The organism is Tenacibaculum sp., assembly GCF_048269885.1.
Classification (GTDB): Bacteria; Bacteroidota; Bacteroidia; order Flavobacteriales; family Flavobacteriaceae; genus Polaribacter.
Map to the genome: position 1 here is coordinate 61,797 of NZ_JBLWTZ010000006.1, position 25,412 is coordinate 87,208.

The 25,412-nt window shown below is 32.2% G+C and carries 21 protein-coding genes and 2 tRNA genes; 6 read left to right on the forward strand and 17 right to left on the reverse strand.

The annotated features are described in order from the left end of the window. Positions 1 to 21: 21 nt before the first annotated feature. The 3 genes from ACN0WY_RS06060 to ACN0WY_RS06070 all read right to left on the reverse strand — a co-directional run bounded on the left by ACN0WY_RS06060 (position 22) and on the right by ACN0WY_RS06070 (position 2,207). A complete protein-coding gene (locus ACN0WY_RS06060; protein ID WP_330488586.1) occupies positions 22 to 876 on the reverse strand; it encodes a hypothetical protein in 855 nt (284 codons plus the stop codon). A 56-nt stretch (positions 877 to 932) separates the two neighbouring features. Then, a complete protein-coding gene (locus tag ACN0WY_RS06065) occupies positions 933 to 1,460 on the reverse strand; it encodes a UpxY family transcription antiterminator (protein ID WP_330488587.1) in 528 nt (175 codons plus the stop codon). A gap of 141 nt (positions 1,461 to 1,601) precedes the next feature. Further along, positions 1,602 to 2,207: a hypothetical protein gene (locus ACN0WY_RS06070; RefSeq protein ID WP_417799832.1), complete on the reverse strand. Its 606-nt coding sequence runs from the start codon at positions 2,205 to 2,207 to the stop codon at positions 1,602 to 1,604. A 181-nt stretch (positions 2,208 to 2,388) separates the two neighbouring features. On the opposite strand from ACN0WY_RS06070, the gene ACN0WY_RS06075 reads away from it, so the two are divergent. Beyond that, the gene (locus ACN0WY_RS06075; RefSeq protein WP_330488589.1) at positions 2,389 to 3,147 is read left to right on the forward strand and encodes a response regulator transcription factor; all 759 of its coding nucleotides are present in this window, start codon (positions 2,389 to 2,391) and stop codon (positions 3,145 to 3,147) included. Here the strand turns inward: ACN0WY_RS06075 and ACN0WY_RS06080 are convergent. The 3 genes from ACN0WY_RS06080 to ACN0WY_RS06090 all read right to left on the reverse strand — a co-directional run bounded on the left by ACN0WY_RS06080 (position 3,144) and on the right by ACN0WY_RS06090 (position 7,140). Further along, positions 3,144 to 3,899 carry a ThiF family adenylyltransferase gene (locus tag ACN0WY_RS06080; protein ID WP_330488590.1) on the reverse strand — a complete coding sequence of 252 codons (756 nt, stop codon included), beginning with the start codon at positions 3,897 to 3,899 and terminating at the stop codon, positions 3,144 to 3,146. The genes ACN0WY_RS06075 and ACN0WY_RS06080 overlap by 4 nt on opposite strands. Before the next feature lie 354 nt (positions 3,900 to 4,253). Further along, positions 4,254 to 4,880, reverse strand: a complete 627-nt coding sequence (locus ACN0WY_RS06085; RefSeq protein WP_417799833.1) for a tetratricopeptide repeat protein — start codon at positions 4,878 to 4,880, stop codon at positions 4,254 to 4,256. Positions 4,881 to 4,983: 103 nt separating this feature from the next. Further along, complete coding sequence (locus ACN0WY_RS06090; protein WP_330488592.1) at positions 4,984 to 7,140, reverse strand: TonB-dependent receptor; 2,157 nt, start codon at positions 7,138 to 7,140, stop codon at positions 4,984 to 4,986. Between the two features lie 235 nt (positions 7,141 to 7,375). On the opposite strand from ACN0WY_RS06090, the gene pdxH reads away from it, so the two are divergent. From pdxH to ACN0WY_RS06105, 3 genes are read left to right on the forward strand one after another with little or no spacing between them, the layout of a single operon-like run. Continuing rightward, positions 7,376 to 8,023: a pyridoxamine 5'-phosphate oxidase gene (pdxH, locus tag ACN0WY_RS06095; protein WP_330488593.1), complete on the forward strand. Its 648-nt coding sequence runs from the start codon at positions 7,376 to 7,378 to the stop codon at positions 8,021 to 8,023. A 30-nt stretch (positions 8,024 to 8,053) separates the two neighbouring features. Continuing rightward, positions 8,054 to 8,542, forward strand: a complete 489-nt coding sequence (locus ACN0WY_RS06100; RefSeq protein ID WP_330488594.1) for a histidine phosphatase family protein — start codon at positions 8,054 to 8,056, stop codon at positions 8,540 to 8,542. A gap of 8 nt (positions 8,543 to 8,550) precedes the next feature. Beyond that, on the forward strand, positions 8,551 to 9,447 hold the full coding sequence (locus ACN0WY_RS06105; RefSeq protein ID WP_330488796.1) for an exopolyphosphatase: 897 nt from the start codon (positions 8,551 to 8,553) through the stop codon (positions 9,445 to 9,447). 136 nt (positions 9,448 to 9,583) lie between these two features. Here ACN0WY_RS06105 and ACN0WY_RS06110 read toward each other — a convergent pair whose 3' ends face one another. From ACN0WY_RS06110 to ACN0WY_RS06140, 7 genes are all read right to left on the reverse strand, one after another. Beyond that, positions 9,584 to 11,032 carry a DUF389 domain-containing protein gene (locus tag ACN0WY_RS06110; RefSeq protein ID WP_330488595.1) on the reverse strand — a complete coding sequence of 483 codons (1,449 nt, stop codon included), beginning with the start codon at positions 11,030 to 11,032 and terminating at the stop codon, positions 9,584 to 9,586. Positions 11,033 to 11,151: 119 nt separating this feature from the next. Then, on the reverse strand, positions 11,152 to 12,267 hold the full coding sequence (locus ACN0WY_RS06115; RefSeq protein ID WP_417799834.1) for an aminopeptidase C: 1,116 nt from the start codon (positions 12,265 to 12,267) through the stop codon (positions 11,152 to 11,154). A 70-nt stretch (positions 12,268 to 12,337) separates the two neighbouring features. After that, positions 12,338 to 14,737, reverse strand: coding sequence for a TonB-dependent receptor (locus ACN0WY_RS06120; RefSeq protein WP_417799835.1), 2,400 nt, complete (start codon positions 14,735 to 14,737; stop codon positions 12,338 to 12,340). 115 nt (positions 14,738 to 14,852) lie between these two features. Then, positions 14,853 to 14,935, reverse strand: a tRNA-Tyr gene (locus tag ACN0WY_RS06125). 47 nt (positions 14,936 to 14,982) lie between these two features. Further along, positions 14,983 to 15,055, reverse strand: a tRNA-Lys gene (locus tag ACN0WY_RS06130). Positions 15,056 to 15,188: 133 nt separating this feature from the next. Continuing rightward, entirely contained in the window at positions 15,189 to 15,953 is a 765-nt protein-coding gene (locus ACN0WY_RS06135) for an ABC transporter ATP-binding protein (protein ID WP_330488598.1), read from the reverse strand. Further along, a complete protein-coding gene (locus ACN0WY_RS06140) occupies positions 15,953 to 16,693 on the reverse strand; it encodes an ABC transporter permease (protein ID WP_330488599.1) in 741 nt (246 codons plus the stop codon). Before ACN0WY_RS06140 ends, ACN0WY_RS06135 begins: the two co-directional genes overlap by 1 nt. 118 nt (positions 16,694 to 16,811) lie before the next feature. On the opposite strand from ACN0WY_RS06140, the gene pafA reads away from it, so the two are divergent. Further along, positions 16,812 to 18,449: an alkaline phosphatase PafA gene (pafA, locus tag ACN0WY_RS06145; RefSeq protein ID WP_417799836.1), complete on the forward strand. Its 1,638-nt coding sequence runs from the start codon at positions 16,812 to 16,814 to the stop codon at positions 18,447 to 18,449. Positions 18,450 to 18,550: 101 nt separating this feature from the next. Here the strand turns inward: pafA and ACN0WY_RS06150 are convergent, their stop codons facing one another. Continuing rightward, positions 18,551 to 18,706 (reverse strand): YqaE/Pmp3 family membrane protein, encoded by a 156-nt coding sequence (locus tag ACN0WY_RS06150; protein WP_081728322.1) that lies wholly within the window; start codon positions 18,704 to 18,706, stop codon positions 18,551 to 18,553. Between the two features lie 118 nt (positions 18,707 to 18,824). On the opposite strand from ACN0WY_RS06150, the gene ACN0WY_RS06155 reads away from it, so the two are divergent. Then, positions 18,825 to 21,596 (forward strand): T9SS type B sorting domain-containing protein, encoded by a 2,772-nt coding sequence (locus ACN0WY_RS06155; protein WP_417799837.1) that lies wholly within the window; start codon positions 18,825 to 18,827, stop codon positions 21,594 to 21,596. Between the two features lie 70 nt (positions 21,597 to 21,666). Here ACN0WY_RS06155 and ACN0WY_RS06160 read toward each other — a convergent pair whose 3' ends face one another. The 3 genes from ACN0WY_RS06160 to ACN0WY_RS06170 form a co-directional block, all read right to left on the reverse strand. After that, entirely contained in the window at positions 21,667 to 24,165 is a 2,499-nt protein-coding gene (locus tag ACN0WY_RS06160) for a M14 family metallopeptidase (RefSeq protein ID WP_417799838.1), read from the reverse strand. Positions 24,166 to 24,266: 101 nt separating this feature from the next. Then, positions 24,267 to 24,887 carry a thioredoxin family protein gene (locus ACN0WY_RS06165; protein ID WP_417799839.1) on the reverse strand — a complete coding sequence of 207 codons (621 nt, stop codon included), beginning with the start codon at positions 24,885 to 24,887 and terminating at the stop codon, positions 24,267 to 24,269. 6 nt (positions 24,888 to 24,893) lie between these two features. Next, positions 24,894 to 25,406 carry a TlpA family protein disulfide reductase gene (locus ACN0WY_RS06170; protein WP_417799840.1) on the reverse strand — a complete coding sequence of 171 codons (513 nt, stop codon included), beginning with the start codon at positions 25,404 to 25,406 and terminating at the stop codon, positions 24,894 to 24,896. Positions 25,407 to 25,412: the final 6 nt, after the last annotated feature.

The following is a 25,412-nucleotide window of genomic DNA, read 5'->3' on the forward strand; positions in this document are numbered from 1 at the left end:
GAGTTTAAAAAGGAGTTTATTTTACATGCTCATACTTAAGAGAGAGCTTATAGCTTCATTTTCAAGACTTCCATGTTTACTAAGTTTTTCTTTTGGATGAATAAACTCTAAAAACCTTTGGTAATCATTGAAACTCTTTTCTCCTAAAGTTACCGTTTCAAAAAGTTTGTAAAACTGATTTGTTGATTTTTGATTAATCTCAGCATTTTTAAGTCTAAATTTTAGACTCAACTGAATACGGATTCCTCCATCGTGAAACCCTCTATGTAATTCAGACTGTTTAAATACTACAATATCTCCTGGTGTAGGGTTTTCATACTTATCTATATTGAGATTCTTTTTAGCTAATGGCAGCACGAGCCCCGAAGCTACTTTTACTATTATTAAATCTGTATCTTCAGGAATTGAATTCCCAAAAAAATGGTAAATCTCTTCAGAGTTTTCTCTAGAATAAATTACAGGAATCTCTGTAGGATCTCCAAACTGAGTATATAATTCAGGGTTTTTACCTTCAGAAACAATCTCTAAGCCTGTCGATTCAGAATCGTTGTAAATAGGTATCCAAACATTATAACAATCACCATCTACTAACGAGCAGGTTCCGTCTGTATGCCACCCCATATTACTAGATTTCATTCTTGAATCCATTGTTGTACTACTCGCAAAAAAGATAAATGAATTTAAAAACTCTACCTCTTTCCCCAATTCTTCCTTAAAAAAAAGCTGTAACTTTTCATATATAGAATCTATATTTTTAAGTTCAATCATGTTTTTAGATTGAGAACTTTCTATGTTTTCTAAAACACTTTTCTTAATAAGGTCTAACTCTTCTTGAACAAAAAAATGTTCGCGATGATAGGTCGCATTAGTTGTCATAATAGTAGTTTTTTTTTGATAGTAAATTCTAAGTAGTAGTACTTAAATATGTTAGCTTAACAAAGCTTTTTCTTTTGTATCTCTTCTAATAAATGAGAAGGTATCACTGCAGTTATATTTTGACGTAATGAGTCAATTCTTACAATAAGTTTATTGTGATTGTCAGCTTTTATAATTTCACAATCTAATCCATTCAACGAGCCATAAGAAATCCTCCTAATCTCTCCTACCTGAGGAAGTTTTGAGTCTGTTTCTATCTCAGAAATATTTTCATCCCCTATAAGTAGTTTTATTTGAGTAATTTCTTTCTCGTTAACACGAGCATAGTCTTTCCCAAAACGAATATATGCACAAGCTCCATTTACAGACAGAGCTTGATGAAACTCTAGTGATGAGTTAATATTTACAAAAACATACGATGGAAATAACGGTTTTAGAATTGTTTTTTTTCTATCGCTCCACTGTCTAATCGTTTTTACTTGTGGTAAAAAAGATTCTAAAGAAATTTCTTTTAATGATTCATGTACCTTTTTCTCCCAACAAGATTTAACGTACAATACATACCAACCACAATCAAATTTCATAACAATACTTATTTACTTAAACACAGCTTCGCTATTCCCTATCACAGAGGGCTTATTTATTTTTTAAAAACGTGGTAAATATAGTTCTCAAAAAAAAAAAGAAAACTACACAAAAGGGTAGTTTTCTTTTTTCGCCCTAATTTACAGTAGTTTTCCGTCTGTAATTAAGTGCTTATTTTCCTCATAAAACTCTATAAGTCCATTATAGGGTAAACTTATTGGTATGGTCTCTGACCCTAAGTAATTAACTGATTTTCCTACTACGACTGGTTTAATTCCTAATAAAAAAAGCACTCTTAATAATTTACTATCACATTCTGCAAAAGCAATATTGTTTTTATTTTTACATACCGGAGCTATAGCGCAAAGCATTAGTTTTTTAAATAGGTTAATATCTTTAACCCCTTTTTTTATTGCAAATCGTCCTATATGCCATATTTCATGTAATTCTTTGTCTTCAACAACCATTAAAGGATTGATTCCAAAAATACTTTGAATTGGGAGTTTATCTACATAATTCCATTTCAAAACACGTATCGCTCCTGTTATTTCTCCAGCATGATCTTTACAAACAAAAATCTTAGAATTTTTAATATATCTTATCTCTTCTTTATAAACAGACAAAATATCTTTTTTTTTTATTAGTTCTCCTTTCCCTTCTGAATGATGTTTGAAATTTTCCTCAACTACAAATTTTGATAAATTAAATATTTCTTTTGTTGACAGTCTTTCTAAATAGTTTTTCATGAGTATTGTTTTTTTATACACTCAAAACTAACTAGTTAAAACCATCAACTTACTACACAAAATAGTAGTTCGTATTAATAAGAAAGCAACTTGTCTTTAGAAATAATGTTATATTAATAAAAAATATTGCTTATTACTAAATTATTTGCTTAATTTGGCACCAAAGCCCCCCTACTAATCTATGAATAACGTGAATGACTTTTTTTCATCGCGAAACACTGTATATCATGTTTCTGATGAGGAGAAAAAACAAACAGAGAACTATGTAGAGGCAATTAAAGCCTTTGCAAGGACGACTTACAAAAGTATTTATGTAATTGACTACCAAAAGAAAGGATTTGAATTCGTTTCTGAAAATCCTCTTTTTCTTTGTGGCCATTCAGCCAAGGAAGTTGAAGAAATGGGATACCTTTTTTATTTTAATTATGTAATCCCCGAAGACTTACAATTACTTTTAAAAATAAATACCATCGGTTTTGATTTCTATGAGGGAATACCTATTGAAGAAAGAAAACTTCACTCTATTTCTTATGATTTTCACCTGAAAAATAAGGAAGGAAAAGTTCTTTTAATAAATCAAAAACTTACTCCTTTATTTCTTACTAATGAAGGAAAGATATGGAAGGCTATTTGCATTATTTCTATTTCTAATGAGCAAAACTCTGGAAACATAAAAATATCTAAAAAAGGGGAGAACAAGATTTTTAAATATGATTTACAGGGCGACTTTTGGAAAATAGAAAAGAAAATAGAGTTGTCAAATAGAGAAAAAGAAATTTTAAGATATTCCGTTAGAGGTTTTACAATAAACGAAATGGCTGAAACAATGTACGTTTCTCCCGATACAGTTAAATTTCACAGAAGAAAACTATTTGAAAAGTTAGAAGTAGCAAACATTTCAGAAGCAATTGTGTTTGCAACTAACAATAAACTAATTTAACTTCCAAACAAAGAAGAAAAATAAAACTCAGGAAAACTCTTTACCTCTCTTTTTGTAGCGATATTAAAAAGTAGATGTACACACATTCCTGCTACGTTCCATGATCCTACCGATAATTGAGGTGGAGATAACTTTTCTTTTTCATGGATATAGTCATGTATGATGTTTTCTAACCACTCTTGGGGTTCTCCCCAAAATCTCATATAACTAGAAACATATTCAACGACACTTAATTCACTAAACTTTTCTCCTTTTTTAGCTAAAGACCTTAAAGAAATACTATCTGGTGTAATTACTGTAACTAAACTTCCCCAACCTAAATTATAAGGATGTAAAACTGGAATATTCTTTTGTTGACAGATTTCATCAAAAAGCAATGGAACGTCTGATGAAAAATCTAATGCATTAATAGCCACCTTATGTCCTTCTATTAATTCCTGAACGTTTTCTTCTGTTAAAAAGCAATTATGAATTTTAATATTTGCATTGCTATTTATAGATTCTAACCTCTCTTTTAACGCCTTAACTTTATGAATCGACACATCTTTTTCCCGGTAATTTTGTCTATTTAAATTAGAACTTTCTACCTGATCTCCATCAATTATCGTTATGTTTTCAAAACCAAAACGCAACGCACACTCAGCTATTATACTTCCAATACCCGCTCCTCCTAATAATACTGGAAAATTTTTAACAATTTCCTGTTCATTTTGATTAACATATAGCCTATTTCTGTCATACCTGTGTTTCATAACAGTTAATTTTGATACAAAAATAGGTTATCAAGAAAAGAAATCCCTAAACAAAAGGGTAGTTTTTGCTTTCATTGGAAGAAAACAAAAAATAACCCTTTAAAAACCAAACACATAAATCACAGCTCTTTATGTTAATTAACACAACATTAACAAATAAATGATTCCACTCAAACACTAGCAACAACCTTCTTTTTTACAGTGAAAACCTTAAATACAAATTTCAAGAGGTGAAATACACATTTGGATTTATAAAACTTCGTTTACTTTTTGTGATACACTTCACTTAATTAATATTCCTCCTTTTACTACTCCTAAAAAAATTAACTTCTTTAACCTATTAGTGTAAACGTATTAGGACTTCATACATTTTTTTAATACTTGTTCTGCCCTTAGTACATTAAATTTAGGGTAAAATTTTTCAGTTATTTTTTCTTTTTTACCTAACGCTATCGCTTTTTTAACATTATTACAAAAAGGTTCTGTAGATTGACCAAAAAAACGTGCTGCTCCCATATCTGATTCTGCTTTGCTTAAAATAACTCTCGGATTGTTCGGTGCTATTTGCAGTGCTTTTTCATACAAACTTGTATTTTTCATCGACATGGTCATTCCATATTTTTGACCATCAAATGCCATATATGAAACATGTAACAATGCTTGTGTTATTAATATTTCTGGATTTTCAGGTGAAATCGATTTTGCGGTATCCAAAAATTCCTGTGCCTTATTTAATTTGGCTATCAACCTTGCTTCTTCTTTTATTTGAAAGCTTTCTACTATAAGAATCATTCCCGCATAATAAGATGGTAACCAGTTTTCTCTTTCTGCTGTTGAAATACGCTCAAATAATTGAGCTGCTTCCGTTGTTTTGTTGTCTTTCCATAACTCAAATGCCTTTGTCATTCCTTTTTCATATTGAGTTTGTGCTGAAATACTTATTGCAAATACTAATAGTACTAATGTGATTACTTTTTTCATGTTTAATTGATTTTTAGTTTATACTTCAAATATCTTTTGATTCTTGCTATGTATATAAAAAAGAACACTGAGCTGTTCTTTTTTATGGCTGAATTGTTATTCTTTATAAGTTGTTTAGCTGGTTCTCTTTTTTATTATCACTAATCGTCCAAAAAAAACCAACAAAAAAGAACCTATCTGCCGATGGTATTATAGCTTGTCGGTTAAAACTACCTTCAGAATTTGGTGCATCCTTATAATTATATCCAAACACATTTTGTGTTCCTAAAACATTATTTACCGAGAAATACAGTATTTTTTGTTGGCTAAGTAAGTATGCCCAATTCAAGCTTACAGAGTTATAATTCTTTGTTTTTTGATTTAAAAACCCGCCTTTATTAGGGTTGGTATAACTTCTACCTGAAGCAAAATTATAACTCACCCCAACTTGACTTTTCCAATCTTCTATCCAATGCTTTGCTACAACAGATACATTATGCTTTGATGCAAAATTTGGTGTAGCTTTTGTTGAGTAATTTTTATAATCTCTTTCTGTATCTAAAAACGAATAGGACACCCAATAATCTGTATTTTTCACATTTTTATTATCCCTCCAAAAAACATCTATTCCTTTAGCATACCCTTCACCTAAGTTTGAGTAGTTTGAATAGGGTAATGCTCTATTAGTATCATATTTTACTAAATCTTGATACTTTTTATAATACCCTTCTATTCTTAAAATCTGTTTGTTTTTTACATACTGATAATTCGCTATAAAATGAGACGTATTCTCTGCTTTAAATTGCGTATTGAATTTTAGGTATTCATTTTTAGGGTTCTGATAAAAGCGTCCGTAAGCAAATGAAAACTGTGCATTTTCTCCTGATTTGTATGCTATAGAAGCTCTTGGTGAAATGGTGAATTCGTCTAACAATTCCGAGTTTTCCATACGCACTCCTACTTTTGTTGCTAACTTTTTACTAAAAAAGAGATCTATTTCAACAAAACTTCCAAAGATATTATTATCAAATCCGTAAGTCGTATTTCCGTTTGTTTCACTGTTATAATCTTCAGAAAAATCAGTTATAAAATATTCTGCTCCAAAACTTAATTTAAATCGATTTGAAAATCTCTTTTTTAATGTTGCTTTAACATGAGCTGAGTTTTCATTATCTACAACTTTATCATCCAGTATATTCATTTTTGAATTATCGTTGGTAAACGAGGCTCCACCTGAGACTGTCCAGTTATTCGCTAACTGTTGCTTATAGGATCCGTTGAAATACAAGTTTCTATTTTTCAAACCAAAACGAACCCCGTCTTCATAGTTAATATCATTTTGAATCAGATCAAAATCAGTATAACTATAAGCTCCATATAATTTCAACAAAGACTCGTTTTGAAACCTAAATCGGTATACCGCTTCTCCATTTAATGATTGTACTGGTTTGTTCCAAGCATTTCTGTCGGGAAACAACTTTTGATAAGGTGCTAAATTGATATACGAAGCGTTCACACTTAGTGAATTCTTTCCAAATACTTGTGTGTTTCCTACTCCTAAACCAACTGTCATTAGTGAGATATCTGTCTTCTCTTGTATTGTTTCGTCATTCGTATTTAGTAATAAAACACTAGACAATGCTTGACCGTATTCCGCAGAATATCCTCCTGTTGAAAACGTGATTCCTTTAAATAAAAACGGAGAAAATCGACCACGAGTAGGAATGTTGGGGGCAGAAGGACTATACGGAGTAAACACGCGAATTCCATCAATAAAAATTTGTGTTTCATCCGCTTCCCCTCCACGAACAAATAAACGCCCATCTTCACTTACCGAAGAGGTTCCTGGTAAGGTTTGCAAGGCTCCTACAAAATCTCCCAAAGCACTTGCGGTTGTTACTACATCTAAAGGTTTTAACGCTGTTACTTTTGCGTTATCTCCTGCTTCAAAAGTTCCTGCATTTATGGTAACGGCATCCAATGTATTTACATCTTCACGAAGTGTCACTTTCAAATTTTTAAACATTGATACATCGGCTGTTTTTGTATAGGTTTCAAAAGAAATAAAAGACACCGTTAATGTTTGTTGTCCTTTTTCTGAAGTGATAAAAGAGAAGTTTCCTTTTGCATCAGATGAAGTTCCATCATACGTTCCTTCTAAATACACATTGGCTCCTTCAATAGGAGTCCCTTTCGCATCGATTATCTTTCCTGAAATGGTAGTTTGTGCAATTAATAACGCATGCATTAAAAAGCATACAATAAGTAATAAATGTTTCATTTTGTTCGTTTTTGACGCTACAAAACTGCTCTCTTTTCACCCCTTAGCACAAAAAGAACTACTCAACTGTATAATTTTACGGATGAATTGTTTTGCATATCAAAACTAAGATTACTTAACTCCCTTTATTTTACCATTCTTGCTTTTGATTGTTCAAATCTTGCTAAATTTTAATACCTAAGACCTACAATACTTTTGATAATGTTGTACTTTTACATAGTATAAATTAACAATAATGGCACACGATTTAAGTGACTATAGAAAATCTTACGAAAAAAGAGCATTACTAGAGCATAACTGTCCTGAAAACCCTATTGAATTGTTTAGAGATTGGTTTTTTGCTGCAGATGAATCTGAAATGGTAGAGGAAGCAAATGCTATGACAATTGCGTCTATCGGACTAGATGGTTATCCGAAAAGCAGGGTTGTTTTATTAAAAAAATACACTTGGGAAGGTTTTATTTTTTATACCAATTACCATTCAGAGAAAGGAAAAGCTATTGTAAATAACAATCATGTGTGTTTGTCTTTTTTTTGGGCTGGTTTAGAACAACAAATTATTATTAAAGGAAAGGCTGAAAAGCTTGCTGAGAATTTGTCTGACGGGTATTTCGAATCGAGACCTGACGGGAGTAAATTAGGAGCTTGGGCTTCGAATCAAAGTGAGGTAGTTACCTCTCGTAATGAGCTAGATGACAAGCTTGCTTCTTTTGAAAAAAAGTTTGAAAATCAAGAAATTCCTAGACCTAAACATTGGGGTGGTTTTTTAGTAAAACCAGTTTCTATTGAGTTTTGGCAAGGACGTCCTAACCGTATGCACGACCGTATTAGATACACTTTACAAAAAGATTTTTCTTGGAAACTTGAACGTTTAGCTCCTTAGTTTTATATTTACATAGCTTTTTACAATTAAATGAAAACACTTTATATCGTTCGTCACGCAAAATCATCATGGAATTATGAGAGCGTTAAAGATATTGACAGACCTTTAAAAGAACGTGGTATTAATGATGCCCATCTTTTATCTAAGTACCTAGCGGAAGAAATAAAAAGACCTGACGTATTTCTTTCCAGTAGTGCCAATAGAGCACTACATACAGCTGTTATTTTTTGTGAAAATTTTGGATATCCTTTATCCAACCTCAAAATAAAACGCCAGTTGTATAGCTTTAGTGATGGTTATTTGGTAAAAACTGTAAAAGCTCTTGATGATAGCTTTAGTAGTGCTATTGTATTTAGCCACGACCACGGTATTAATAGTTTTGTAAATAAGTTTGGAAACAAACCTATTGCCCATGTAACTACTTGTGGGGTTATTGGAATAGAGTTTGATACAAAACACTGGAAAGATATTAAAAAGGGAAATACAATTTTAGTGGAATTTCCTAAGAATCACAGATAAATCAATACATTTTGAAGATAAAGAAATACGGCGCTATTGATATTGGATCTAATGCAGTAAGGTTATTAGTAGCTAATGTTATTGAAGAAAAAAACAAAGAACCTTTATTTAAAAAATCATCTTTAGTTCGTGTACCCATTCGATTAGGGGCTGACGCTTTTGTTTCCGGAAAAATATCAGAAGCAAATACTCAAAGAATGCTTGATGCTATGCAAGCCTTTAAATTAATCATGAAAATTCATGGTGTTGAAAGGTACAAGGCCTGTGCTACTTCAGCAATGAGAGAAGCTGAAAATGGCGAGGAAGTTGCCGCTACTATTTTAAAGAATACCGATGTTAAAATTGATATTATTGATGGAAAAAAAGAAGCTGCCATAATTTCTTCAACTGATTTAAATCAATTAATAGAATCAGACGCTACCTACTTGTATGTAGATGTTGGTGGGGGTAGTACGGAATTCACCTTATTTTCTAGAGGGAAAATTATCAACTCTAAATCGTTTAAAATTGGTACTGTACGAGTACTCAATAATACCAAACCCGAAAACAAAGTTCTTTTTAAAAAAGTTCAAAAATGGATTGAAGAAAATACTAGCGACTATAAGCGAATTTCTTTAATTGGTTCTGGAGGAAATATTAATAAGTTATTTAAAATGTCTGGTAGAGACGCTGGAAAACCTATTTCTTACATTTACCTCAATGCTCAGTATCAATTCTTAAAAAAGATGAGTTATCAAGAGCGTATTTCAGAATTAAGTTTAAATCCAGATAGAGCCGATGTAATTATTCCTGCTACAAAAATATACTTGTCTGCTATGAAGTGGAGTGGAGCAAGAAAAATTTATGTCCCCAAAATTGGACTTTCAGACGGAATCATCAAAAGCTTATATTTCAACAAACTTTAACCATTATTTGTGACTCTTTTAAAATTATGGTGTCTTATAAATGGTAATTGGAGTCATCTCTTATTTACTGTGAATACTCTAACAAGTAATCAAAAAATTAAACCGAGCTTATAGCTCGGTTTTTTATTTTTTGTTTTTATTTTCTTCGTATCTGAATTTTCTCTGTTTTCAATTCTTTCTGTATCCAGCTTCTCAATTCTTTTTCATTTTTAACGATAATAGAATCCTTCAACCTTTCATTCCATTTAACAGAAACTACAGTAGTCGTATCAACTTTTATAAAATCACTCGATGATAATACCTTCGCTAAGCTCATTTCTTTAATTTCATTAAATCGAATTTTAGCTTCTGTACTAATTTTACTGAAAGGTATTGAGTTTTTATCTCTATACAACGCTTCTTGTTCTATAGTTTGATTTAAGTTAGAGATGGTTCTTTTCAAGTCATCAATCTCCATATGTAAACCTTTTATAATATTGTCTTTTTCATCTAACTCTTTTACAGCCCTATCATAAGCATCTACTACTCTGTCAACACTCTTAGCTTTATTTTCATTAATAACTAGAGAATATGAATCTATTTTAGGAAACGTTTTTAATTCATTCCTCAAAAAAGATTCCGTTGCGTCGCTTACATCACCATTAAAGAACAGTTGTATTGTTTTTTCTTTAACCTCTAATTTTTCACGCTGCAACCATAAGTTAGGATTATCATATACTTTTGCTTTTAAAAACCTTTTATAGCTTGCATCTATTACACTTTCATTATACACTCCAACAAAGGTAAATACTGCCGGAACCATTACTAAAAAGGCAATAAAAGAGGCTACTTGTGCAATTCTTTTACGTTTGGCTGAATTTACATAGCGAATCATAGTAAAGCCTAATAACTTCAATACTAAAAAGGTTGCCAAAGCAATAAAAATAGTATTGATGGTAAATAAATACATCGCCCCTAAAAAGTAGTCGAAATTACCTATTGCCAAACCATACCCTGCTGTACATAAAGGTGGCATTAAAGCTGTAGCAATTGCCACTCCAAAGATTACTGAAGCAATCGTTCCTTTTTTGGTTCTGGCAATAATTAATGCCAATCCACCAAAAAAAGCGATCAATACATCGCGAATATCGGGTCTTACCCTTCCTAATAATTCTGAGGTTTCTTCGCGAAGTGGAAATATAAAAAAGAATAAAAATGCAGTTAATAAACTTAACACAATCATCGTTGCTAGGTTTGTTAACGATTTTCGTAATGTATCAATATCGTTAATAGCAATCGACATACCCACTCCTAAAATAGGTCCCATTAGTGGAGATATTAACATGGCTCCAATTACAACTGCTGTTGAATTTGCATTTAACCCGATAGACGCCACAAAAATAGAACAGATTAAAATCCAAGCTGTTGCTCCTTTAAAAGAAATATCGCTTTTTATTGCTTCTATTGTTGCCTCTTGGTCTGTATCATCTCTAAAATCGAGTAATTCTAAAATAAACTTTTTTATCTTTTCCCATAAACCTTTTGCATCCTGCTGTATCTCCTGCTTTGACTGCTCTGCAGCTTCTTCTTGTTTATTTTCTTCCATAATTTTTGATTTCTGTTAACTTCGGAAAGATACAAAATTCCCTTGTTAGAAAAGATATAAAAAACGCTTGAAGATTCTAAACCTCCAAGCGTTTTACATCCTCTTAAAAGAGTTTATTCTTATTTGATCTCTAATTTGCTTTTTAATTTTGGCGTAACTGCATCTTTATGTAATAAAACAGATATGGTTTTCAACCTAAAATAAGGAACCGACATGTATACATACCCTTGGTTTCCTTGATTTTTACCCCAAGAATTCTTTACTTTAAAATAGGTGTTTCCTTTTTGGTCTTTCACCAAACCTACAATGTGCATTAAGTGATCATCTGTCGTATTAAAATTTTCAAACTCACTTTGACGCAAACCTGGTGTAATTGTTCTTTCTTCTACTATTTCAGTCAATGCTTTTTTGTTTTCTGTACTACTAGCAGGAATTATAGCTACTCCGTTTTTTGATGAAAACGTTTCTTCCGAAACGTCACAATCTAACTCTACGGTGTATCCTTTGTTAATTGCTTCTTCTGTTACTGCTACTAATTCATCTAAAGAAACATTGTAAAATGCTCCATTTGAAAAATTGTCTGGAATGTTTAAAATAAATTGATCGTATTTTTTCACATGTTCAAATGAACTAATTGTTACGTAATTTGAAGGAATAATCTTAACGTATTCTGCAAAAGACTTAGGGGTATATTTTTTCCCTTCAAAAGTAAACTCTTCTGTATTCTTCCCTAAATATACATCTAAAACACTTTCAACTGATTGTTTCCATTTCGGACTTAACTCTCCTGCTGGGTTTTTGATATAGGCATCTAACATCGATTTTAATACTGCAATCATTTCTGCATGATTGTGTTTATTTTGTCCCAAATCTAAACCTGTAAAAACCTGCTCAGGAACCACGCCGTATTTTTCTACCGAATTAATAACATCATGTGCCAAACCTCCTTCACTAAATTGTGCTTTTCCTTGACGGTATAAATAATTAGTAGCTTTATCAGAATACGTATTACGAACCGTATACATTTCAGATAAATCGATTTTTTTACCTGTTAACCTGATAATTTCTGATTCTAAAAAAGAGGTGGTAGAAAAACTCCAACACGTTCCTGTTCTTCCTTGACTTTTTACTTCTGTATCTTCAATATCTTTTACTGTTGAAAACTGATATTTTTGTGCTGAAATTGCTGTTATACTTAAAAAAGTGAATGCTGCTCCTAATAGAATTTTTTTCATATGTAAAAATCTTATGCTAATTTAAGCAAGCAATTTACTCTTTTTAAAAGAGTATCAAACTTCAAAACTGTTAAAAATCAACGATAACTCCTATACGAGGTAAAGCTCGTCCTGTTGTACTTGCTATTTCTTCTAACAAATACCTAGAAGCATCATTAGGATCGGTTATTCTTCCGTTTTCGTCTTCAATAGGTAGTAAAAATGGTTGTTGTTTAGCGCTACTAGCATATATATTTTGAATATCAAAATACAAATTAATAGCGGCTTTTTTTAAGAACCATGTTTTATCGATACGTATATCTAACTGTGTATATGTATCCAATCGTTTCGAATTGAGTTTGGAGTAATCTAAAATTCCTCCGTTTTGCACATCGTAGTTGTCTTTTAAAGAAGAGGCCTCTAAATCGTAAGGTGTATAAGGCTTTCCTCCAACTAATCGAAATTTCGTACCTATCTCCCAATTTTTATTTAGTTTTTTTCCTGCTGTAATTGTTAGCAAGTGCTTATTATCCCAAGTGGAAGGAATATAGGCTCCTTGTGCATCTTTAAATTCACTTCTTACAAAAGTATACGATGCAATTCCGTACAATCCACTATACGATTTTTTCTGTGCCAATAACTCAAATCCATACGCTCGACCTTCAGATGTTGAACTCACTGCTTCGTTTCCTATAATACCAAAATCAGCACCTAGGTTTGCTAAGCTTATTTGATTTCTTAGCGAAAAAGGATAGTTTTTATATCCTTTGTAAAACCCTTCAAAAGTTATTTTTGAACCTGTATCAGGCTTATAACTCAATCCGCTTACAAAATGATCTGATTGTATATACTTCAATCCTTTTTTATTCTCAAACTCCCCTACATTATTTTTATATCCTAACACCGTATAAGATGGTAATTGATAATACCGACCAACTGAAGAACTCACCGTCCATTTTTCAGACAAATCATAGCTCAACGATAACCTCGGTGAAAATTGATTGAACGGATTTTTCATTTCTGAATTGTAGTCAATTCCGTCCATTCTAACTCCAAAAGAAACTCCTAACTTTTCATCTAAATATCTTTTTGACACTTGTCCGAAAACTCCATATTTAACAAAATTAATTGCTGAATTAAAATCGTAGATAATTACTCCATCTGAATTAGCATTTTTCTGATAATTATTATTCGTATATCTTGCAGTTTCCAGATTAAAACCTAGATTAAAATCAATCTTATTGCCACTTTTAAAACTGTGTTCATATCGTAACTTATTCTCTATTTCTTTTGATGAATAATCTAACAATAAGTTTGCTGGTATTTCTTCATTTAAAAAATATTTTATCGCCTTGTTTTTCCACTCATTTCGACTAAGCACAACTAAATGTGTTGAGTTTGGTGCAAAATACTTATAACTGGCTCCTACTGTATAATTCCATTGACTGTTTACGGGAACAGCATTTAAAATAACTTTATTTCTCTTTATCGTTTCTAAATCTGTTTCACCATCGTTTACCTCTTTATTTATTTCAAAATCATCAATAGCTCCCAAAGCAACTATTGATAATTCACTATTTTTTGATAATTGCGATTTAACATTTACTTGAAAATCACTATAGGTTGGTAAAAAAGGTAGTTTTATCAACTTAAATAAAAACTGTAAATACGATTGACGTGCAGAAAACATAAAAGTTGTATTCTTTCCTAATGGACCATCTAAGGTTATTCCTGCATCTGAAGTGCCAATAGTTGCTCTTGTGTTTAGTGAATTTGGGTTTCCTCTTTTTTGAGTAAACTCTATAACAGAACTTAACGAGTTGCCTCTATTGGCAGGAAATGCACTTGAATAAAAATCAACTTTACGAATTAAATCCGCATTCATAATTCCCACAGGACCTCCTGTAGCTCCCTGTGTTTGAAAGTGATTAATTACTGGTACTTCAATTCCATCTAAATAAAATTTATTTTCAGAGGTTGCTCCACCTCTAATAATGATATCATTTCTAAATCCAGGATTAGAGGCTACTCCTGGAAAAGACTGAATTACTTTTAGTACATCTCTATTCCCTCCAGGGTTCTTTTCTATTTCTGCTACCCCCAAACTTTGAAGCGATAAAGGACTCGTTACAGACTCTTTAAATAATGGCGCTTGTATTTGAACTTCTTTTAGCTGTGTTGCATCTTCAATCAACTCTAAGGTTATATATGGCGAATTATCTTTAGTAACTAAATACTCATCAGAAATTAACGTTTTATAGCCTACAAACGAAGCCTGTATTTTATTATACCCCAAAGGAACATTATTCAAAACAAACTCTCCTTTTTCATTTGAAACTGCTCCTATTTCTGTTCCATAGACTAAAACATTTACGAAAGGAAGTACTTCTCTTGTTTTAGAATCAATAAGCTTTCCTGATATTCCCCCACTATTTTGAGATACCCCAACAAAAGATTGCAGTAATACTAAGAGTATCAACACTTTTCTCATATCATATTATTTTAAGACCAAACAAAAATACATATTTTGTTTAACAAAAAACATAAAATATTAAACAATATAATTAGACAAACAAAAAAACCCAATCGATATGATTGAGTTTTTGTGGGGAGAGCAGGATTCGAACCTGCGAAGTCGTAAGACAACGGAGTTACAGTCCGTCCCATTTGGCCGCTCTGGAATCTCCCCAAAGCTTTTAAAAAAAGCTTCTCAGTAAATTAGAGAAGCTTTACTAGTGACCGGGCTGGGGCTCGAACCCAGGACCCTCTCCTTAAAAGGGAGATGCTCTACCAACTGAGCTACCCGGTCATTATTTGCTTTTGCTTTTCTGCGTTTGCGGGTGCAAATATAGAAGCTTTTATTGTTTCCACAAACTTTTTTTTGAGTTTATTTTAAAAAAAAATCCGTGTTTTTTGTTACTCATTAATTAACAGAAAGTTACCTAAACATCATTTAAGTATGCTTTTCTAACTTTTTTGAATAAGTTAGATGAATACACGAAATCTACCACTGCATCGTTATCTGTTTTGAAGATTTCTTTGTGTGATCCTTCCCATGCTTTTACCCCATTTTTTAGAAAAACAATTTTATCTCCTATTTCCATCACCGAATTCATGTCGTGTGTATTAATCACAGTCGTTATTTGATACTCATCGGTAATTTCTTGAATTAAGTTATCTATAACAATTGATGTTTGCGGATCTAATCCTGAATTTGGTTCATCACAAAATAAATATTTAGGGTTCATTACAATCGCACGTGCAATTGCTACGCGTTTTTGCATCCCTCCTGATAGTTCTGCTGGAAACTTTTTATTAGAGTTCTCTAAATTTACACGGTTCAACACAAAGTTTACTCTATCTAACATTTCACTTTCAGGTTGTTTGGTAAACATCTTTAAAGGAAACATTACATTTTCTTCTACTGTTTGCGAATCGAACAAAGCACTTCCTTGGAATACCATTCCTAATTCTTGACGAAATTGGCGTTTGTCTTCTATGGTCATATCAACATTTACCCGTCCATCATAAACAATAGTTCCTTGCTCTGGTATATGCAAACCGATTAATGACTTTAAAAATACTGTTTTCCCTGAACCACTCTGACCAATAATTAAACTTGTTTCTCCTGGTTTAAATGAAGTTGTTATTCCTTTTAAAATCTCAACACCATTAAATCCTTTATGTAAATTGTTTACTTCTATCATTAGGTTAATAACATTTGAGTTAAGAAATAATTTGCGATAACTATGAGTACTGTAGTCCACACTACAGATTGTGTACTTGCTTTACCTACTTCTAATGAACCTCCTTTTACATAATATCCATGGTAGGAAGGCACTGTAGCAATTAAAAAAGCAAACACCACTGTTTTAATCAATGCATAGGTTATAAGAAACGGGTCAAAATCTAATTGAACTCCTGCAATATAATCTGCTCCAGAAAACAGCCCCGATAAAACTCCTGCTACCCATCCTCCAAAAATTCCTAAAAACATCCCTAAGATTATTAAAAAAGGATAAAAGAAAACAGTGGCTATAATTTTAGGCAACACCAAATAATTTAGTGAGTTAATCCCCATTACTTCTAGGGCATCTATTTGCTCTGTAACACGCATAGTTCCAATACTAGAAGTAATATACGAGCCTACTTTACCTGCTAAAATGATTGAACAAAACGTAGGTGCAAATTCTAAAATTACAGATCGTTTTGCCGCAAAACCAATCAACGATTTCGGTATAAACGGACTTTCCAAGTTCAATGCAGTTTGTAAGGCGATTACCCCTCCAATAAAAAACGATATAAAAGCTATAATTCCTATCGACTTATGCCCTAACTCATCTATCTCTCTAAACAAAGCTTCCCGAAATACTCTTGCTCTTTGTGGTCTTGAAAAAACCTGTTTTAGCATTGAAAAGTATTTACCTATATGCTCAATGTAATTCATTAAATGAAATATATTTTCTTTTTTGCTAAAATATTAAAAAACCATTAACTCATCGCCTTATTTACAAGTTTTAGCTTGCTTTTTGTGTACCTTTGAGTTTTAATTTTCAAAAAACAAAATGAGAAAAATAGCTTTTTTAGCAGCTATAATATGTTTAACGAGCTGCTCTGTTAATAAAAAAACAAATACTCAGAAACCAAAACTTGTCGTTGGTGTTGTTATCGACCAAATGCGTTACGATTACCTTACTCGTTTTGCTAATAGGTATGGAAACGATGGCTTTAAACGTCTACTTAGAGAAGGGTACTCTTTAGAAAATGCACACTATAATTATATACCTACCTACACCGCTGTAGGGCATACTTCTATATACACTGGAACCACACCAACTAACCACGGTATTATTAGCAATCATTGGTACGATAAATATTTAAAGAAAACTATTTACTGTGTTGATGATGACAACTACAATACTGTTGGTAATGACGGTGAAGGAGGAAAAAAATCTCCTTATAGAATGTTAACGACTACCGTTACCGACCAGTTAAAACTGGCTCAAAACATGAATGGTAAAACTATGGGTATTGCCATAAAAGATCGTTCTGCTATTTTACCTGCAGGACATACTGCTAATGCTGCTTATTGGTTTGACGGTGGTGATAAAGGACAATGGATTTCTTCTTCTTTTTACTTGAATGAATTGCCTACTTGGGTACAAGAGTTTAATGCTTCTGGAAAAGCTGACGAATATTTAAGTAAACCATGGGAAACTTTATATGATATTAGTACGTATACTCAAAGTATTGATGATGATAATAACTTTGAAGTAACTTTCAAAGGGGAGGAAAAGCCAGTTTTTCCTCACGACATCCCTACTCTAAGAAAAAGCAATAATAATTACAGTATAATAAAAGGGATTCCTGCTGGTAATTCTATAACTACTGACTTTGTCAAAGCGGCTATTATTGGCGAAAGCTTAGGAAAATCTGAGTATACTGACTTTTTAGCAGTTAGCTATTCTTCAACTGATTATGTTGGACATCAGTTTGGAGTTGCTTCCAAAGAAATTGAAGATACTTATTTACGCTTAGATCAAGATTTAGCAGAGTTATTTAAGTTTTTAGACACCCAGGTTGGAAAAAATAACTACACCTTATTTTTAACCGCTGATCATGCTGCTGTTCAAGTTCCATCTTACTTAGAATCTTTAAAAATCCCAGCTGGTTATGTTAAGCCAGTGGCTTTCAAAAACTTTTTAAATGAGATTACCTTAAAGCATTTTAAATCTGACGAAATCATTGAAAACGTTTCTAACTTCCAAGTTTTCTTGAATAAAGATAAGATTAGTGAATTAAACCTTAACTATGAAAACGTAGCACAAACCATAGCGGATGAAGCTGTCAACCATGCTAAAATTTATAAATCGGTAACTGCAAGAACGATGCAAACGACTACCTTTACCAACGGAATTTTACATGTATTACAAAATGGTTACAATCAAAAATTTTCAGGTGATGTGATTTTAATCCCCAATCCGTCAACTATTGCTAGTAGTTCAAGAAAAGGAACTACTCATGGTTCTGGATACTCATATGACACTCATATTCCGATGATTTTCTACGGAAACGGAATTAAACAAGGAGCTTCTAAAAAGAAATACGAAATTGTAGATATTGCTCCAACCATTTCTAATTTATTACAAATAGAATTCCCTAACGGTTGTTCTGGAAAAATTATAGCAGAAGTTCTTGAATAAAAACCTTAAAGAGCTGAAAAGAAATAAAAAAGCCATTTTGATAAAATCAAAATGGCTTTTATTTAATTAATTCATTTTCAAATTATCAAATTACACCTTGTTTAATTCGGATTGTTTAATATGATTAGTGCAGCAATTACTCCTGGAACCCACCCACAAAGTGTTAGTAAAAACACTATTAAAATAGACCCACAACCTTTACCTATCACCGCTAATGGAGGAAAGAAAATTGCTAATAAAACTCTTAATAAACTCATAGTACTTTTTTGTTAATATACTTAAAAGACGAGTTTATTTGAATTTTGTTACAATTACTAATCCTTATTAGTTTTTATATTCTCCATAAAAAATTATCTTTGTCAAAAAAAAAGCCTTATGAAAAAAAAACTACTCTCTTTAAGTTATTTCTTTTTGCTTTTTATTTCCCTTAAAACTTTTGCTCAACTAGAAGCACACTTAAAAGAAGGTGAAGGATGGATAAAAGGAAACTATGTTGAAATAGGAATAAACAGCAAAGGGGTTTTTGGAGCCAACACGAGTAATAAGCCTGCTACATTTCATGACAATAGAGAAACATCTAATTTTTTATTTGGATTCATAGCAAACCCTCAAAAAGACGATTGGGTAGATTATGATGGTGATTTTTTTACCCCCGGTGCAGCTGAAGAAGGTTTTGTTATAGAAATTAATGGCATAAACTTTAGTAATAATAATGTAGATTTTGTTGAGGGAATAGATGGAGAGATTCTAAGCAGTGAAAAAATAGAATCTGATTGTTTTGATAATCTTGCACAAATTACATGGCAAGGAACTGTAGATGACTTACAAATTAAAAGGTTATTTAGCGTAACGGAAAACGGTCTTTTTATTCAAATGATTACCTCAATCACTAATACAAGTAATGTTGTTAAAAATGATGTTTATTTTATGAACAACGTTGACCCCGATAACAATGTTACTCTAACAACTGATTTTTCTACAAATTTAGAAATTGTTAGCCAACCTAGTCCTACTAATAACATTTCTATAGTAAAGGCTACTCAAAATCCTGTAGGAGACATCAATGATCAGGATGGATCAGCTGTTAGTTTTTATGCTAACGATCAAAGAGCTAAAGTAAGTTTTGGAGGATTTAGCAACAGAAGTGCTAGTCAGATATGGAATGGAATTGGAGTAATCAATACAGTAGGTGCAACTACTTTAGCCGATGAAGCAATGTCTATTTCATTTAATTTAGGAAACATATTACCCAAAGAAACTAAAACCTTTGTTTACTATTATATTTTAAAAGAAATAGATGAAACTTTTGTTCCTTTAATTGTCAATATTAGTACTTCAAATCCAACTGGCTGTGATGCCAAAGATGGTTCTATTTTATTATCTGGTTTAGACAAAGAAGAAGAGTACCTAATCAGTTATATGAAAAATGGTGTTCTTATTCCCGAGAAAAATTATACAACTGATAGTGCTGGAGACATCAAACTTCTTAACCTTGAGGAAGGAGAATACTCTAACTTTAAAATAAAGTATAAAGGCTGTGCTACAGAGCTAAACTCTATTTACAAGCTTGCTCCCCCGTCTCTTCCAAGTCCTACTTTTCATATAAGCCCTCTTACTAGTTGTGGAGGTAACGATGGTATAATTACCTTATCTCAACTATCAGCCTATGAAGAGTATACTATTAGCTATACTAAAAATGGACTTCCAGTTCCTGAGGTAAAATATACAACCGATAGTTTAGGAGACATAAATATATCTGGGTTGGAAGAAGGAACTTATGCCGATTTCAAAATAACCTATAAAAGTTGTGTTAAAGAATTTAATAAAGCACACTCTTTAACTCCTCCTCAACCTGCTGTTCCTACTCTTGATAGTAATGCTCCTACTAATTGTGAAGGTGACAATGGAGAGGTTATTATTTCAGAACTACCTCCTAATGAAGATATTACTATTAATTATCAAAAAGACGGAATTAATGTCATTGAAATTACACTAACTTCTAGTAATGATGGAAAAATTATAATCGACAATTTAGTAAATGCGACCTATTCTGACTTCAATTTTGTATATCCCTCAATAGCTTGCTCAAATTCCTCAGATAAAATTATCACCTTAAAAGGAACTACTCCTTTTCATGTAACAAGTATTCCTGATCAATATTTTTGTGATAACGATTTTGATTTTATTACCAATATTAAACTTGATCAATTTGACCATATTGCTTTAGGCTCATTAAATAGTGATGAGTACACTGTAACTTATCACACATCATTAGAAAATGCCACGAATAGCATAAAATTAAATAAAGAAAACTACACAACAACAGGAGTAGGAACCTACTCTCTATTTGTCAAAGTAACTTATAACGACTCTGGTTGTTATAACGTAGAAGAATTTCCAATAACAATTAATATTCCCGCTGATTTTAATATAGATGATACTTACTTATGTAAAAGAACCGATACAAATTATGCACTCCCTGAAATAGCAACAAACCTCAATAGTAGTGAATATACTTTTGAATGGTTATTAGACGGTGTTCCTTTAAGTTTAACAACACCTACGATAACTGCTAATCAAGCCGGTACATATAAAGTCAAAGTAACATCAATAGCTACAGGGTGTTCAAGTACTGATACAGCTAAAATAATTCCTTCAGGGGAACCAGACGCCCTAAAATTAGTTTTAAACTCTAAATTGTTTGCAGACAATCATATTGTAACCGTACACGCTAATGGTTTAGGTAAATATATATACCGTCTGAATGATGGTGCATATCAAGAGAGTCCCGTTTTTGAAAACGTTCCCCCAGGAAATAATACATTTTACGTTTTAGATGAAAATGGTTGTGGGGAAGTAAATATTAGTAAAACAATAATAGATTATCCTAGGTTTTTTACCCCCAATGACGATAACATTAATGATATTTGGCATATTATTGGGGTAAAAGAACTTAACAGTCCTACAGTTCAAATATTCGATAGATATGGTAAACCTCTTACTATTTTAACTAAAGAAAGCGACGGTTGGAATGGTATATATAATGGAAAAAGGCTTCCTACAAATGATTATTGGTTTGTATTATTTTTTATTGATGAAAATGGTGTAAGTCAACAAGTAAAATCTCATTTTTCTTTACTTTACTAAAAAATAATAGTAAAAAAACTACCTAGCTTTGTACAAAGCTAGGTAGTTTTTTACCTCTTTTAAAGTCTTTCTACATCAACTTCCCAAAGAAAATTGCATTCATGAGCAATTTATTGGTTCCTAGCCAAAAACCTCTAAAGTTTGTATTGTCTGTAAAAACAATTATTCTTCCATTCCCCAAGCGTCCGGCTTTAAACGGAACGGTGCTTTTTAACTCTTTTAAATTTTCTTTAGATATATAACCACTTAATAACGGATTACTTGTATACTGAATTGGGTTATTATAACTCTTTGCATCGGGTTGAATGAATTGCTTGGTATTTCTAAATAATGCGATTTTATCATTTTTGTAACCAAAATTAATTGGATGTGAGCGATCAACCCTTGCTTCAAAAATAGCTCCTCCAATTACTTGCGCTCCCGATTGTAACGAACGGTTTTCAAATGACACATTGTTTATAGAGTCAATTTTAGTTTTATTAAACTTTACATTAATAAATCCTTTGTTTGATAACCAGTTTATTGCATTTCTATATCCTACTAACACTCCTCCATTACGCACCCATACTTTTAGTTTTTCTACTAAATTCTTATCAATTGAGCGACTATTCGGAACAATAATCGTCGTATATTTATCAAGGTTTACTCTCGTAGCATAATCGGTATCTAACTTTGTTAGTTTCATATCGTAACGCTGATCCAACAAATGCCAAATTTCTCCTGCATCGTAACTTGTAATTCCGTTACCTACTAGCATCGCTACTTTTTGTTTTTTAACCGCTTCAAAATTTCTACTTCCTAAATCAATTCCTTCGTTCAACCCTGTAGCTACTCCATTAATTTCAAGATGATTTTCATTCGCTATTGTACTTAAAAAATCGAATAACTCTTTTCCGTTTAACTCTTGATTTTGAGCTGGAATAAAAATGGTTCCATAGTCGTATGAATTGCCATCGTTTGTAAACTTTTTCATCGCTACTTTCGCTCGTAATCCTTTTTCTAAAATCGTATTTAACGCTTTAGGAGTGTTGTACTCATTCCAAGAAAATAAATACCCCACACTACTTTTTTGTTGAATTGTTCCTTGTTTTACTGGTAATTGAGTCACCTCAGCTCCTGCTTTCGACAACGAAACATTATCCGCAAAATCAACTCCAAACGCATAATTGAATGTCCAAGCAGATACATCGTAAAACAAGCTATCTTTAAAGGTTGTTCGTACATCAAACATTGCTTTTACCAATCGATGATTTTTTTGGTTCATAGGTACTACATAGCTATACCCTTTTTTGAAGCGTTTACCATTCGATGTAAAATCTTCTTTTAACTCATGGAGTTTTATTTGATGGCGTTGTAAAACCTCAGCTAAATGATTTGTCTTTGCAGCATCTTTTTCATCGCCAAACACTATTGCTTTTTTCGTTTCTGAGCTTCTTGAATTTTTATAAAAATCTTGTTGATATTGTAAGATTTTAGTTCGCATATTTTTAGCAGCTTCCAAGGTTGACAATGCTGCTGTAAACTGATTTCGAATGGTAAATGGAAACGTTAAAACTCCGTTTTCACTTTCTTGCGCATGACCGCGTGAACTTCCTTGTTCAAACAAAATTCCGATTCCTCCATTAATATCTGGAAAAGTCGATCCTTTTCCATAGTAAAAATCATCAAAACTTTCTTCTGAGTAATAGGTTGAGCCAATTTTATCAAATGCTTTTGCATGATACGTAGCTATTTCTTTCGTTAACTCTTGATTCATTTTTGGAGTTAACGGATTTGTCCTACTCGGAATTCCTGGTTGGAAAAAGAAGGTAGAATTGGTTCCCATTTCATGATGATCGGTTAAAATATTCGGTAACCACTTGTGAAAAGTTTGAATTCTTGCTCTACTCTCAGGTAATTGAACTGGCAACCAATCGCGATTCATATCAAACCAATAATGATTGGTTCTTCCTCCTGGCCAAACTTCGTGATATTCTCTATCATTCGGATCAGGATTGATATTATTTGCCTTATTTATATTTGCCCAATAAGCAAAACGTTGTAAACCATCTGGGTTCATTGCTGGGTCAAAAAGTATTATCGAATTATTTAGTAATTCTTCTATTTTCTGCCCTTCTCCTGCTGCTAAATAATAAGCAGCTGCTAACGCTGCATTTGAACCACTTGCTTCATTTCCATGAATAGAAAAACCTTGATACACCACAATAGGGCTATTAGAAACATCTATAGAAGCATCGTTTGTTGCTTTGATATGCTTTTCTCGTATCGCTTCTAAATTTTGATGGTTTTTAGAGGACGTAATTGTTAGCAACACCAACGGTCTTCCTTCATAAGTTCTCCCTCTGTTTTCAAACCTCACTCTATCAGAAGCTTTGGCTAGTGCTTTCATATATTCTACCAACTTATCGTGTGTTACATGCCACTCACCTACTTCATGCCCTAAAACAGACTCTGGAGTGGGAATATTTTGGTTATAAGAAACATCTTTTGGCAAGTAATAATTCAAATCGATAGTTTGAGCGGTTACTGTTGCACTAACAAACAGTAGTGATAGTAATAATTTCTTCATTATTTTCTTAGTTTCATTTTGCGTTTGATTATAAAATTAGGCAATAAGCAAAATCCCGCATTACCCGCGGGATTTATCTTTTTTCATCTTTATTTATTTAATTACCAACTTCTTTTATCTTTGATGGAACAGCCAATTGCTCTTGTATCTGTTTTTGTTGGCTTTTCTCCTTTTAACAAAGCATCTACAGCATTTTCAACAAAACGTTCTTTTACATTTGCTTCATTACGCGAACTATCATCTATAGCACCAATATATTCTACAATTAATTTATTATTCTCTTTATTTAAAACATATACATGAGGTGTTTTAGTTGCTCCATACATAGGATACACTTTCTGACCTTCGTCAAACAAATAAGGAAATGTAAATCCTTTTTCTTTGGCACGTATTTTCATTGCTTCATAACTGTCCCCCTTTGATACTTCAGGATCGTTCGGATTGATAGCAATGACTGGGAATCCTTTCTTTTTATACTTGTTATCTAGAGCGATTAATCTATCTTCATTGGCTACAGAATACGGGCACATATTGCATGTAAATACAACAATAAATCCTTTTGCTTCTTTATAATCTGCTAAGGAAACCATTTTACCATTTATATTTTTTAATGCAAAGTCTGCTGCTACATCTCCTACTTTATAACCTCCGGAGTTATTACTAGTAAATGCAGAAATAGATGCAACCACTAATAACATCAGTATTATTTTAAATGTCTTCATAATTATTTAGTTTAAAAAGGTTTGTAATTCGTTTTGCAACTCTTCATAGCTAAACGTTTGTTCATAAAACTTTCTCTTTTGCCTGTTGTAAATTAAGGTTGCTGGTATTGAACCTGACCAGTTCTCTGCTATATCTGGTATCCAAAATTGCTCATTTGAATCTTCAAAATGAAGTATTTTAGCTTGTAGCTTTTTCTTTTTGATAAATGGTATTAAGTTCGTTTCTATTTGCTTAGAAAAATCTAGACTTACCAAAACAACCTCTACATTTTTACTTTTATATTTTTTATGAAGTTTTTCAAAAGCTGGCAACTCTTTTACACAAGGCATACACCAGGTAGCCCAAAAATTAACGACATACGTTGTATCATTATTCTTATGTAAAAATGGCTTTAATTCTTCGTAATTTAACGTAGTTATTTTACTGTTCTTAGTTGTGTTCTTAACCTGAGCTTTGGTGGTTGTTCCACTAAAAAAAGCGGTTACTATAAGTATGAGTAAGAATTTGCTTCTATGCATTTTAAA